The sequence below is a fragment of the Streptomyces sp. NPDC002643 genome (assembly GCF_053592555.1).
In genome coordinates, this window is record NZ_JBSFVY010000004.1 from 386,796 (window position 1) to 399,402 (window position 12,607).

Sequence of the window (12,607 nt, forward strand, 5' to 3'; positions counted from 1 at the left end):
CATCCGTGGGGGTACTGGGGGGTGGCTCGATGGGAGTTCGGCTCATGGTGGTCGACGACCACCGATTGCTGGCCGAGGCGCTGGCCTCGGCGTTGAAGCTGCGCGGGCACCGGGTGCTCGCGGCGGCGGCACCGGCCGCGGGGGCGGCGGAGTTGGTGATCACGAGGGCGCCCGAGGTGTGCCTGCTCGGCACGGCGACACCCGCCGAGCCGGGCATCTTCGACCCGGTGGTCAAGATCAAGCGGGAGCGCCCGCAGGTGGCGGTCCTGGTCCTCGGCCCGGTCCCGAACCCACGCGGCATCGCCGCCGCGTTCGCCGCGGGCGCCTCCGGCTACGTACGCCATGACGAGCGCATCGAGAGCGTGGAGCGGGCCATCATGAAGGCGCGGTCCGGGGAGGCCGCGGTGGCCCCCCAGCTGCTCCAGGCCGCGTTCAGCGAGCTCCTGAACCCGGCGGCCCAACCGGACGACGAGGGCCAGCGGTTGCTCCAGATGCTGACGCCGCGCGAGGTCGAGGTCCTGGTGAGGGTCGCGGACGGCGAGGACACGCGGCTGATCGCGGCCGGCATGGGCATAGCCCCGTCCACCGCCCGCACCCATGTCCAGCGGGTGCTGATGAAACTGGGCGTGGGCTCACGCCTGGAGGCGGCGGCACTGGCGGCCCGCACGGGCCTGCTGGACCGCGCGGGCCCGGTACGGCGCTCGCCGCCGCCGACGGATGCGTAGCGGGCTCGGAGCGGACGCTGGTCGGTCGGGCAGAGGGCGTGGTCGACGAGGTCGGTGACGGCCCGGAGCTGCCGTACGGAGGTGCCCTCGTCGGCGGGCCGACTGTGCGCGGCGACGGTGAGCGACGTCCGCCCGTCGGGGGTGGCGGCGGGCCAGGCCAGATACCCGAGCCCACTCCCGCTGTGCCCCCAGTAGCCGCCGCCGCAGCTGAGCGGGGTGTAGGCGAGCCCCAGCCCGTAACGCGACCCCGGCACCTCTCCGGGGGCGTCGGGTACGGGCACGGTACGGCGCATCTCGGCGAGTTGGGCGGGGGCGAGGAGGGTGCCGTCGAGGAGGGCGCGGAAGAAGCGGTTGACGTCGGCGGCGGTACTGATGATCGCCCCGTCGGCGTCCCCGTCGAAGGGAAGGTAGGCGAGGGTGGCGTCGACGAACGGCCCCCCGATGGTTGAGCCCTCTTCCACGAACCGCTGGTAGTTACGGGCGTGGGGCCGGGGCAGCCGTGGATCGTCCCCCGGCAGGAAGGTCCGGGTGAGCCCCAGCGGCCGCAGAATCCTTGTGTCGACCTCTGTGTCCCACGACTGCCCGGTGACGGCCTCGATGAGCATCCCGGCGAGGATGTAGTTGGTGTTGGAGTACTCCCAGCGGGTGCCCGGCTCGAAAACGGGCGGATGCTTCATGGCGAACGCGACGCGCTGCTCGGAGGAGTAGGTCGTCGACCGGTGGGCGAAGTAGGACCCGGCGGTCCAGTCCGGCAGAACGTCCGTGATGTAGTCGGGCACCCCGCTGGTGTGCTGAAGGATCTGCCGCACGGTGATGCGCCGCCCGTCCTTCCCACGGCCCCGGACCACTCCCGGAAGCCAACGCTCCACGGAGTCGTCCAGCGACAGCCGCCCCTCACCGACGAGTTGAAGGACGACGGTGGCGACGTAGGTCTTGGTGGTGCTGCCGATACGGATGTACTCGTGGCGGGGCACGGGCGCGCCGGTACGGAGGTCCCCGACACCGCTGCGAGCGGTGCGGCTCCCGCCGGGCGAGTCGAGCCGTACGGAGACGCCGGTGACGTCGGTGTCACGTAAGGCATCGGCGTCCCGCCGTAGGCTGTCGCCGGGCCCGGTGGCCCGGGCCTGTGCCGGGACGAGAGCGACGAGGAGCGCGAGGACACCGACAGCGGCGACCCGACGGCTGCCCCACCGGGCGTGCGGCATGGCGAGAGACATACACCCACCGTAGGAACACCCATTCCAGACAGACCATCCGGTGAACCCCCGGCTGCCACCGGGGGTTTTCCTCAGCGGGAGGGCCGGCTCCCGGCCGGCCATGGGGTGCGTCAGCGGCTCCCTCCTTCCGGCCCCTCCTCCAGCCGCTCCACCTCCACCGGCGGAGCAATCGGCCGGACCCACAGCCAGACCAGGAAGAACACGCCGAGCGCCAGCATCCCCAACCCGGTCCACAGGTTGATGTTGACGTTCTCGGCCTTGTCGAGGTCGGCGTCGGAGGCGGTGAGGCCGGCGAGGGTGACGATGGCGCCGTAGACGACGAAGAGGCCGCCGATGATGCGGCGGATGTCGAAGAGCCGGGCGGCGGTCGCCGACTTGCCCTCCAACTCCGTGACTTCACGCTGGACGTCACGCTCGGAGTAGCCATGGTGTGCGGAGTCGCCACGGCGTTCGGGGTGTTCGGGGTGTTCGGGGTGTTCGGACATGGTTGGGTCAGTCCTCCGTACAGGCCAGAACCAGAACTAGAACGAGAACGGGATGTAGCAGGCGGCCGCCAGGACGATCGCGCCCCAGCCGAGCAGCGCCGGCCGGCGGTACCAGGCGTCGTCCCCCTCGGCCGGAGGCTCGTCCATGCCGGGTGAGCGCGTGCCGTAGACGAGGCCCTGGAGGTCCTCCTCCGGTTTCGGTGCCGTGAAGAGCGAGACGGCGACCATGACGACCGCCCCCGCCACGAAACCGGCGATCGCGGAGACGAAGTTGGCGCCCTGGTCGGAGGGGATGTCGATGACGTCCCGCTTGTAGAGGACGAAGTAGTTGATCATCGCGGCCGTCGTACCGGCCAGCAGGCCCCAGAAGCCGGACTTCATCGACGCCCGCCGCCAGAACATCCCGATGATGAAGACCACGAACATCGGCACGTTGAAGAAGGAGAACAGCGTCTGGAGGTAGCTCATGATGTTGGAGAAGGAGGACGCCAGGAAGGCGGTGCCGATGGACGCCAGGACGCCGACCGCGGTGATGAGGCGGCCGAAGCGCACGTAGTAGCCGTCCTCCCGCCCCTCGACCACGTACTTCGCCCAGATGTCCGTGGTGAAGACCGTGTTGAAGGACGAGACGTTCGCCGCCATGCCCGCCATGAAGGCGGCGAGCAGGCCCGTCACCGCGATGCCGAGGACACCGTTCGGGAGGAGGTCCTCCATCAGGTACGGGATCGCGTCGTTGTACTGGTAGCCCGACTCCGCCGTGCCGAACCTCGGGACGAGCACCGCCGCCACCAGCCCCGGGATCATCACCAGGAAGACGATGAAGATCTTCGGGAAGGCGGCGATGAGCGGAGTGCGCTGGGCGGCGGAGAGGTTCTTGGCGCTCAGGGCCCGCTGGACCTCCGCGAAGTTCGTCGTCCAGTAGCCGAACGACAGGACGAAGCCCAGCCCTAGGACGATCGTCAGCCAGTTCGCCCCCAGCGGGTTGTCGTTGCCGATGCCGGTGCCGCCCCAGGCCGTGACGAAGTCCGCGCCATGAGTGGCCGTCAGCGAGTCCGACAGACCGTCCCAGCTGCCCACCTTCTTCAGACCCAGCACCGTGATCGGGATGAGCGCGGCCAGGATCACGAAGAACTGCAGCACCTCGTTGTAGATCGCCGAGGAGAGACCGCCGAGCGTGATGTAGGCGAGGACGAAGAAGCCCGCCACCACGATCGACACCCACTCCGGCCAGCCCAGCAGCGCCTCCACGACGATCGCGAGCGCGTACAGGTTCACCCCGGCGATCAGGATCGCGGCGAACGCGAACAGGATCGAACTCAGCAGATGCGCGCCCCGGTCGAAGCGCAGCAGCAGGAACTCGGGCACCGACCGCACCTTGCTGCCGTAGTAGAACGGCATCATCACCAGACCGAGGAAGACCATCGCCGGGATGGCGCCGATCCAGTACCAGTGGGTGGTGTAGACGCCGTACTGCGCGCTGTTGGCGGCCATCCCGAGGATCTCGGTGGCGCCCAGGTTCGCCGCGATGAACGCGAGACCCGTCACCCAGGCGGGCAGGGAGCGCCCGGAGAGAAAGAAGTCGAGGCTCGTTCTGACCGACCGCCGGGCCGCGAAGCCGATGCCGAGGACGACGACGAAGTAGATCGCCAGGATCGTGTAGTCCAGCCAGTCGGTGGGGAGCCGAAGCTCGGCGGCGAGATACGTGGGAGTCCGCATGCGCAGCTCACTTCAGTCGGCGTTCTGATGTGTGTGTTCTGATTCTGGTGGTCTTTGTTTGATTGTGATGGTGACTGGGGTGGGGACTTGTGCTTTGATGTGTTCGGTTCTGTTTGGTGAACTTCCGGATGATCGCTCGAAGCGAAGCGGTACGGATTGCTGGAAGCGGTAACGATGGGGAGCTCGGAGTGCGGCATACACCGGGGGACAACCCCCGGACCCCCGGCCGTGTGGTGTGGACGTAGGTGTGTAAGGAAGGCGTGCTGTTGTGAAGAAGACCTCGACCCGGTTGGCCGACGGTCGTGAGCTGATCTACTACGACCTGCGCGACGACACCGTGCGCGACGCGGTGGACAAGCGACCCCTGGAGCGCACGGTCACCACTTCGGAGGTACGCCGGGACGCGCTGCTCGGCGACTCCGTGGCGATCGCCTCGCACCGCCAGGGCCGCACCTACCACCCGCCGGCGAACGAGTGCCCGCTCTGCCCCTCCGAGGGCGACCGGCTCAGCGAGATACCGGACTCGTCGTACGACGCGGTCGTGTTCGAGAACCGTTTCCCGTCGCTGGCCGGCGACTCCGGCCGCTGCGAGGTCGTCTGCTTCACCTCCGACCACAACGCGTCCTTCGCCGACCTCACCGAGGAGCAGGCCCGCCTGGTCCTGGAGGCGTGGACGGACCGTACGGCCGAGCTGTCGCATCTCCCCTCCGTCGAGCAGGTCTTCTGCTTCGAGAACCGCGGCGCCGAGATCGGCGTGACCCTCGGCCACCCCCACGGGCAGATCTACGCGTACCCCTTCACCACCCCCCGTACCGCCCTGATGCTGCGCTCGCTCGCCGCCCACAAGGACGCCACCGGCGGGGAGAACCTCTTCGACTCCGTACTGGAGAGCGAGCTGTCCGGCGAGCGGGTGGTCCTGCAGACCGAGCACTGGGTCGCCTTCGTGCCGTACGCGGCGCACTGGCCGTACGAGATCCACCTGTACCCGAAGCGCCGCGTCCCGGACCTCCTCGCCCTCGACGAGGACGCGCGCACAGAATTCCCCCAGGTCTATCTGGAACTCTTGAGGCGCTTCGACCGGATCTTCGGTGAAGGTGAACCGCCCACGCCGTACATCGCGGCCTGGCACCAGGCGCCGTTCGGCACCCTGGACGAGTTCGAGGGTGTGGCCCGTGAGGACTTCGCCCTCCACCTTGAGCTTTTCACCATTCGCCGAACCTCCGGCAAGCTGAAGTTCCTCGCGGGTTCCGAATCCGGCATGAACGTGTTCATCAACGACGTGCCGCCGGAGCGCGCGGCCGAGCGACTGCGAGAGGTAGCGAGTTCATGAGCGGTGAGTCCGGGTCCGGCAAGCACTCCGGTAACTCCGGTAACTCCGGTAAGTACCTGGTCACGGGTGGTGCGGGGTACGTCGGCAGCGTGGTCGCCCAGCATCTTCTGGAGGCGGGCCACGAGGTCGTCGTGCTCGACAACCTGTCCACGGGCTTCCGCGAGGGCGTGCCCACGGGCGCGTCCTTCATCGAGGGCGACATCCGCGACGCCGCCAAGTGGCTGGACTCCTCCTTCGACGCCGTCCTCCACTTCGCCGCGTTCTCGCAGGTCGGCGAGTCGGTGGTGAAGCCGGAGAAGTACTGGGACAACAACGTCGGCGGCACGATGGCCCTGCTGGCCGCGATGCGCGAGGCGGGGGTGAGGAAGCTCGTCTTCTCCTCCACGGCGGCGACGTACGGCGAGCCGGAGACGACCCCGATCGTGGAGTCCGCCCCGACGAAGCCGACGAACCCGTACGGCGCCTCCAAGCTCGCCGTCGACCACATGATCACGGGTGAGGCGGCCGCCCACGGCCTGGGCGCCGTCTCCCTCCGCTACTTCAACGTGGCGGGCGCGTACGGCACCTGCGGTGAGCGCCACGACCCCGAGTCCCATCTGATCCCGCTGGTCCTCCAGGTCGCGCAGGGCAGGCGGGAGGCCATCTCGGTCTTCGGCGACGACTACCCGACCCCCGACGGCACCTGCATCCGCGACTACATCCACGTCGCCGACCTGGCCGAGGCCCACCTGCTGGCCCTGGACGCGGCGGTGTCGGGCGAGCACCTGATCTGCAACCTGGGCAACGGCAACGGCTTCTCGGTCCGCGAGGTCATCGAGACCGTCCGCCAGGTCACGGGCCACCCCATCCCGGAGGTCATGGCCCCCCGCCGCGCCGGCGACCCCGCCGTCCTGGTCGCCTCGGCCCAGACGGCCCGCGACCGCCTCGGCTGGAACCCCTCCCGAGCGGACCTGGCGGGCATCGTCGCGGACGCGTGGGAGTTCGCGCAGCGGCGGGACGGATAATTTGCGGCCGGGCTGACCGGTGAGGTCGGCTGGGCCGGGTGGTGAGGTCGGCCGGGTCGGGTGGTGAGGTTGGCCGGGTCGGCCGGGGTTGGTTTGGCCGACCGGGGTTGGTCGGACTGGTTGGTGAGGTCGGCTGAGCCGGTTGGCGAGGTCGGTCGGGTCGGCCGGGTCGGGCCGGACTGGTCGGTGAGGTTGGCCGGGTTGGTCGGACTGGTTGGTGAGGTTGGCTGCTGGGTCGGCCGGGCCGGCCGGTGAGGTCGGTTGGCTGGTCGGGCCGGTTGGTGCGGTTGGCTGTGCCGGTCGCGCCGGTCAGTGAAGTCGGTCGGGCTGGTCGGACTGGTCGGTCGTGTGGACGTATGCCGGACGGGCCGGACGGGCCGGACCGGCTGACGAGGCGGGCCAGGCCGGGCGGGTCAGGCCGATCCGGGCGGGCCGGGCGGGTAAGGCGCGCGCCGGCCGGTGTTTCTCTTTGTTTTGTTGTACGGAAAGGTCAGGGTCAGGGGCATGAGCGAGGCCGTAGAGGTCGGAACCGGGGCCGGCGCCGGAAGCGGCGTCGAGACCGTTGGCGACGGTGCCGTCGAGGTCGCCGTCGCCGTCGCCGAGCGGTTCGAGGAGCTGTACGGGGCGGCGCCGGAGGGGGTGTGGGCGGCGCCGGGCCGGGTCAACCTGATCGGCGAGCACACCGACTACAACGACGGCTTCGTCATGCCCTTCGCCCTCCCGCACACCGCCGTCGCGGCGGTCTCCCGCCGGGAGGACGGCGTCCTGCGCCTGCACTCCTCCGACGTGGACGGCGGCGTGGTCGAGCTGCCGCTGGACGGTCTGACCCCCGAGTCCGACCGAAGCTGGACGGCGTACCCGGCGGGCGTGGTCTGGGCCCTGCGCGAGGCCGGCCACGAGATCACGGGAGCCGACGTCCACCTGACGTCGACGGTCCCGACGGGCGCGGGCCTGTCCTCGTCGGCGGCGCTGGAGGTCGTCGTGGCCCTCGCCCTCAACGACCTCTACGACCTCTCCCTGAAGGGCTGGCAACTGGCCCGCCTGTGCCAGCGAGCGGAGAACGTCTACGTGGGCGCCCCCACCGGCATCATGGACCAGACGGCGTCGGCGTGCTGCGAAGCGGGCCACGCCCTGTTCCTGGACACCCGGGACCTCGCCCAGCGCCAGATCCCCTTCGATCTGGCGGCGGAGGGGATGGAACTCCTGGTCGTCGACACGCAGGTGAAGCACTCCCACAGCGAGGGCGAGTACGGCAAGCGCCGGGCGGGCTGCGAGAAGGGCGCGGCACTGCTGGGCGTGGACGCGCTGCGGGACGTGGCGTACGAGAACCTGGACGCGGAACTGGCCCGGCTCGGCGACGAGGAGGAGGTCCGCCGCCTGGTCCGCCACGTGGTGACGGAGGACCAGCGGGTCGAGAAGATCGTCGCCCTGCTGGAGTCGGGCGACACTCGTGCGATCGGCCCGATCCTGGTGGAGGGCCATGCGTCGCTGAGGGACGACTTCCGCATCTCCTGCCCCGAACTGGACCTGGTCGTGGACACGGCCGTGTCCACCGGCGCGTTGGGCGCCCGTATGACGGGCGGCGGCTTCGGCGGCTCGGCGATCGTCCTGGTCGAGTCGACGGAAGCGGACACGGTGACGAAGGCGGTACAGGAGGCTTTCGCGGCAGCGGAGTTCACGGCACCGAGGGTGTTCGTGGCGGTGCCGTCGGCGGGGGCGCGACGAATCGCCTGACCAACTGAGCCGTAAACGGCGGGCGGCGGCACCGGAGGAGTCCGGGTGCCGCCGCTTTGCTGTTGCCGAAGCGAAAGCCGATGCCGTTGAAACCCACATGCGCTCCGCTCGCCCCGGCCACCACACTGTCACAGCAAATAGTTAAAGTTATGGGTGAGACGCTGGCTTGCGGGGAGGGCAGTGATGGTGGACGGGGGCGGGTCGGGCGGTGGAACGGGCCCCTCGTGGATGTCCGGGGTGTGGGACGCCGTACAGGACACGGCCACGGACGTGTACACGGAACTGTCGTCGTTCCAGACGTTCAAGAAGCGCATCGACCAACTGATCGACGATCTCAAGGACTCCGACGCCGGCCCCGGGAAGGTGGGCCAGGAGCAGCTGGTACGCGCCCAGTTCGGCGGTGGCAACGGCCAATGGGCGGAGGCGGCGGGCCTGTTCACGGCGTACGAGACGGTCATCACGGAGCTGGAGAACCTCTCGAAGCTGCTGTCCGACTCAATGGAGGGCGTGGGCATCGCGGTCATGGCCTCCCACAAGGGCTACCAGAACATCGACCTCGACATCCGCGACCGCATGGTGGCGATCAGCGCGGAGACGACGGAGCACTACGGCGGCGCGTACAGACCGAAGCTGCCGGCACGGTCCGAAGGCGGGGGCGGCGGCGTTCGCCGGACGGATGAGTCGCAGTCGGAGCAGGCACCGTCGGGTGGCGACGTGGGAGGCACGATCTGATGGCGGGCGGCACGTTCGAGAACATGAGCCACGAACAGATGCTGGCGTGGCTGGACCAGGCGAACAGCGGCACGGTACAGGGGGCGGCCGACCGCCTGGCGAAGGCGGCCGAGGAGATCCACAAGATCGCCGAGGAACTGAAGGTCCGCCCCCAGTGGGTGGAATGGAAGGGCGAGGGCGCGGACGCGTTCCGCACCTGGACGGCGGACCTGGCCAACTCCACCCTCCGCCTGGGCGACTTCAGCGTGGAGTCGGCGAAATGGCTGGCCCAGGCGTCGGACGCGATCGCCCGGGCCCAGGCGGCGATCCCCCGCACGACGGAAAGCGCGGAGGGCAACCTGGTGGCCGCCGCCTCCGCCCCCAACGACCCCGACGCGGACACCATCTCCACCAAGTCCTCCGACGAACTCGCGGCCCTGGCAGCCAACAAGGAAAACGTCCGCCTCCAAGCAGCGGACGAAATGATCAAACTGGGCCAGGCCTACGAGTTCTCGGCCGTACAGCTGAACGCGTTGGAGAGGCCGAAGTTCGCGCCGCCGCCGAAGGTGTTGGTGCCGGATGAGGGAGAAAGCCGTCAGGACGGAGCAGTCTTTGTTTCTCCCGGTGCTTCTTCGCAGAGCGCTTCTTCGGGGAGCGAACCCACGACGGTGGATTCGCGTCGGAACCTCGACTCGACCTCTGATGCTCGGCGAGCGTCAGATGCCTCCGGACGACCCCGAGTCTCGCCGTTGGAGGACGTGCCTTCTACACGGCTCGTTATGGACTCCGTGGAAACGCTACTCCCAGACAGACAGGCCCCGACGGGACCAGTAAGTGGTCCGCCTGGTCCAGGGCGACCGGACGGGTCCGGGCCTTCAACACAGCCTGGTTTGATCCCGTCCTTGCCTGGCATGCCTCCTGGCGGTCTGCCTGCGCAGGGCCGGTCAGTGGCGACTGGTCGCGTGCCTCAGATGCCCGGCCCCGTGGGCCCTTCGTCGAATGCCGGGCGTGTACCCGGCGGTAACGGCATTATCGGAGGACGCCCCGTCGTTCCGCCCTTGGGCGGGCAGACCGGAGTGACCCATCGCGGGACCGTAGTCGGAGCGCCTGGACCGGCCGGAGGCCGCACCCCGATCGGCCCCGCGGCCGGTACGACGACTCCTGCGGGACGAGCCTTCGGCCCGCAGGGCCCCACCGCTGGCCATCGTCCTACACCCTCGAATGGTGGTGTCATCGGTGGCAATCCGCAGCGAACAGGCCGTGTGGCGCCCGGCTCTGGAGGTGTGATCGGGACGGGGTCGACCACACCCGGAGCAACCGCCTCAAATGCGGCGCGGGGTGGTGTAGTAGGGGGGACACCGGTCACGGCTCGCCCGGGCGAGAACAGAGACACGGGCGCTTTCCGATCGCCTCGGCCGAACTCCTCAACGGATACGGCCGACAGGAAGGGGCAGTCGCGCCGGTCGGCCGTGGACGAGGGGACTCAACGGCGCGGTAACGGCCCTAACGTGCCACCGGTCATCGACTGATGGGTATCCAGGAACGGAGACAGTGAACCTCATGCGTACCACCAGCCCGCGACCCGGGCACCGTCGTGCTGTGGCGTCGGTGATGCTCGGCATGCTGCTGGTGGGCATCGCGGGTGCACCGGCCCACGCCGAGACGATCCGCGAACAACAGTGGTTCCTCGATGCCATGAAGGCCGAGCAGATGTGGCAGGTCAGCACTGGTAAGGGGATCACGGTAGCTGTCATCGATTCCGGGGTCTCCCCTGCCACACCCGACCTGAAGGGGCAGGTCCTGCCGGGAAGGGACTACGCGGAGAACCAGTCCGGTGATGAGCACACGGACTACGACGGACATGGCACCGGCATGGCTGCCTTGATCGCTGGGACCGGCGCCTACGGCGGTGGAACGGGCTCGTTCGGACTCGCTCCCGGCACGAAGATCCTCCCGATCCGCATGCCGAAGTCCGGCATGGCAGCCAACCAAGCTGAGGGGAACAAGCGGTTCAACGAAAACGTCCCGAAGGCGATTCGCTACGCCGTGGACGCGGGTGCCCAGGTCATCAACATCTCTTTGGGACGCAATGAGGGTTCGCCGCAGCTCACAGAGGCGGTCAAGTATGCGTTGGATAAAGGGTCTTTGATCTTCGCTGCGGTTGGCAATAGCGGAGACGAGGCCAACCAACTCGAGTATCCCGCAGCGACCCCAGGCGTGGTCGGCGTGGGCGCCATCGGCAGGGACCTGCGCAAGACCGCCGAATCCCAGCACGGCCCTCAGGTGGACATGGCCGCTCCCGGAGAGGACATCGTCGCTGCGTGCACAGGCGGGACCGGCTTCTGCAAGTCGAACGGCACCAGCGACGCCACCGCCCTCGCCTCCGCCAGCGCCGCCCTCATCTGGTCCAAACACCCCACCTGGACCAACAACCAGGTCCTCAGAGTCATGCTGAACACCATCGGCGCCCCCACCGACGGCTCCGAGCGCAACGACTCCATCGGGTACGGCATCGTCCGCCCCCGCATCGCCCTGCAGAACCCCGGCGATCCGGGCCCGGCCGACGAGTACCCGCTCCCGGACCTCGCGGCGGCAGCCTCACCGTCCCCTCAGCCCTCGGCCACCGACGCCGACAACTCCCCGGCGGAGGACGAGAACACCGAGGAGGCGGCAGCCTCAGATCCCTCCAAGGAGAACAACATGCTGTCCATGGTCTTGGCCGCGGCCGCGGTCGTCGCACTGCTCGGCATCGCCGCCGCGGTCTTCGTCCTCGTCCGCAACCGCCGCCCCGCGCAACCCACGGCACCGCACCCGACAGCCCCCTACGCACCCCCGCCAGGACAACCGCAGTACCCGGCCGCCCAGTACCCGCCATCCCCCTACGCCCCGCACAGCGCACCCAACAGCAACGTCACTCCCGGCCAGCACCCCGGCCCCGGCCCCGGCTGAGCCTTCGGAGGGGCGGACGCGGCCCGGACCGGGTCAGCCCCACCGCTTCGTCAGCGTGTACTCCGTGATCCCCGGCGGATAGTCCGGGATCGCGCAGATCACCTCGTAGCCCTGCTTCTTGTAGAAGTCGGGGGCCTGGAAGTCCCAGGTTTCCAGGCGGGAGGCCCGGCAGCCGCGCTGTTCGGAGGAGAGGTTTTCGGCTGTGGAGAGCAAGTGGGAGCCGAGGCCCGCGCCCCGGTGGGGTTCGGCGACCCAGAGGTAGGTGACGTGGAGCCAGGTGGTCCAGGTGTGGCCCACCAGGCCGCCGGCCAGGTCGCCCGAGTCGGTCAGGGCCCAGACGTGGAGGGGGAGTTCGCGTTCACCCGGAGTTCCGCGGAGGGCGCGTAGCGTCGGCGAGGCCGCCGTGTTCGTGGCGCGGAGTCGCGAACGCAGCAATTGGCTTCGTTCCTTGTCGACTTCTGTCTCAATACGAAACATGTGGCACACCATAAACGTGCTGGCCAGTCAGTTCTGCGAATTGCCTTCCCCTCCCCGCCCCCGGCCGTACCCTGATGAACAGCACCGGTGGGGGCCGGTGCCGATCAGGGGGCGAGACAAAGTCGGGTACGACGCCCGGTGTGGGGGTAGCGGTTCAGCACGGCGGCGGCCGTGTGGCTGCGGCCCCGTCCCAGGTGTAGACCGGGGAACACTCCGGGCGTCGTATCCGCGCCGGCCGTCCCCCGACCAGTGGGGGTTT

Annotated in this window: 9 protein-coding genes and 1 pseudogene; 6 read left to right on the forward strand and 4 right to left on the reverse strand. The window is 69.2% G+C overall.

The window, feature by feature from the left end; translation table 11 throughout:
* The first annotated feature begins 29 nt into the window (after positions 1-29).
* Positions 30-725: a helix-turn-helix transcriptional regulator gene (locus ACWD4G_RS08680; RefSeq protein ID WP_451291555.1), complete on the forward strand. Its 696-nt coding sequence runs from the start codon at positions 30-32 to the stop codon at positions 723-725.
* Between the two features lie 92 nt (positions 726-817).
* On the opposite strand, the pseudogene ACWD4G_RS08685 reads toward ACWD4G_RS08680, so the two are convergent.
* The 3 genes and pseudogenes from ACWD4G_RS08685 to ACWD4G_RS08695 all read right to left on the reverse strand — a co-directional run.
* Positions 818-2,044 (reverse strand): annotated as a pseudogene (locus ACWD4G_RS08685) (serine hydrolase domain-containing protein); the annotation flags it as partial.
* An 8-nt stretch (positions 2,045-2,052) separates the two neighbouring features.
* Positions 2,053-2,427, reverse strand: coding sequence for a hypothetical protein (locus ACWD4G_RS08690; protein ID WP_451291557.1), 375 nt, complete (start codon positions 2,425-2,427; stop codon positions 2,053-2,055).
* A gap of 36 nt (positions 2,428-2,463) precedes the next feature.
* Positions 2,464-4,143: a sodium:solute symporter family protein gene (locus ACWD4G_RS08695; protein ID WP_451291559.1), complete on the reverse strand. Its 1,680-nt coding sequence runs from the start codon at positions 4,141-4,143 to the stop codon at positions 2,464-2,466.
* A 268-nt stretch (positions 4,144-4,411) separates the two neighbouring features.
* On the opposite strand from ACWD4G_RS08695, the gene galT reads away from it, so the two are divergent.
* The 5 genes from galT (at position 4,412) to mycP (ending at position 11,871) form a co-directional block, all read left to right on the forward strand.
* Positions 4,412-5,473, forward strand: a complete 1,062-nt coding sequence (gene galT, locus ACWD4G_RS08700; RefSeq protein ID WP_451291561.1) for a galactose-1-phosphate uridylyltransferase — start codon at positions 4,412-4,414, stop codon at positions 5,471-5,473.
* A complete protein-coding gene (gene galE / locus ACWD4G_RS08705; protein ID WP_451291563.1) occupies positions 5,470-6,477 on the forward strand; it encodes a UDP-glucose 4-epimerase GalE in 1,008 nt (335 codons plus the stop codon). Before galT ends, galE begins: the two co-directional genes overlap by 4 nt.
* 504 nt (positions 6,478-6,981) lie before the next feature.
* Complete coding sequence (gene galK, locus ACWD4G_RS08710; RefSeq protein WP_451291564.1) at positions 6,982-8,211, forward strand: galactokinase; 1,230 nt, start codon at positions 6,982-6,984, stop codon at positions 8,209-8,211.
* A 183-nt stretch (positions 8,212-8,394) separates the two neighbouring features.
* Positions 8,395-8,943 carry a hypothetical protein gene (locus ACWD4G_RS08715; RefSeq protein ID WP_451291566.1) on the forward strand — a complete coding sequence of 183 codons (549 nt, stop codon included), beginning with the start codon at positions 8,395-8,397 and terminating at the stop codon, positions 8,941-8,943.
* 1,539 nt (positions 8,944-10,482) lie between these two features.
* The gene (gene mycP / locus ACWD4G_RS08720) at positions 10,483-11,871 is read left to right on the forward strand and encodes a type VII secretion-associated serine protease mycosin (protein ID WP_451291568.1); all 1,389 of its coding nucleotides are present in this window, start codon (positions 10,483-10,485) and stop codon (positions 11,869-11,871) included.
* Positions 11,872-11,904: 33 nt separating this feature from the next.
* On the opposite strand, the gene ACWD4G_RS08725 is transcribed toward mycP, so the two are convergent.
* Positions 11,905-12,360: a GNAT family N-acetyltransferase gene (locus ACWD4G_RS08725; protein WP_451291570.1), complete on the reverse strand. Its 456-nt coding sequence runs from the start codon at positions 12,358-12,360 to the stop codon at positions 11,905-11,907.
* Between the last annotated feature and the right edge of the window lie 247 nt (positions 12,361-12,607).

Bases quoted from the DNA above. Each gene is read 5' to 3' on its own strand.
- ACWD4G_RS08680 (WP_451291555.1), top strand. From the start codon at position 30: ATGGGAGTTCGGCTCATGGTGGTCGACGACCACCGATTGCTGGCCGAG.
- ACWD4G_RS08695 (WP_451291559.1), bottom strand. From the start codon at position 4,143: ATGCGGACTCCCACGTATCTCGCCGCCGAGCTTCGGCTCCCCACCGAC.
- ACWD4G_RS08690 (WP_451291557.1), bottom strand. From the start codon at position 2,427: ATGTCCGAACACCCCGAACACCCCGAACACCCCGAACGCCGTGGCGAC.
- ACWD4G_RS08725 (WP_451291570.1), bottom strand. From the start codon at position 12,360: ATGGTGTGCCACATGTTTCGTATTGAGACAGAAGTCGACAAGGAACGA.
- galK (WP_451291564.1), top strand. From the start codon at position 6,982: ATGAGCGAGGCCGTAGAGGTCGGAACCGGGGCCGGCGCCGGAAGCGGC.
- galE (WP_451291563.1), top strand. From the start codon at position 5,470: ATGAGCGGTGAGTCCGGGTCCGGCAAGCACTCCGGTAACTCCGGTAAC.
- ACWD4G_RS08715 (WP_451291566.1), top strand. From the start codon at position 8,395: ATGGTGGACGGGGGCGGGTCGGGCGGTGGAACGGGCCCCTCGTGGATG.
- mycP (WP_451291568.1), top strand. From the start codon at position 10,483: ATGCGTACCACCAGCCCGCGACCCGGGCACCGTCGTGCTGTGGCGTCG.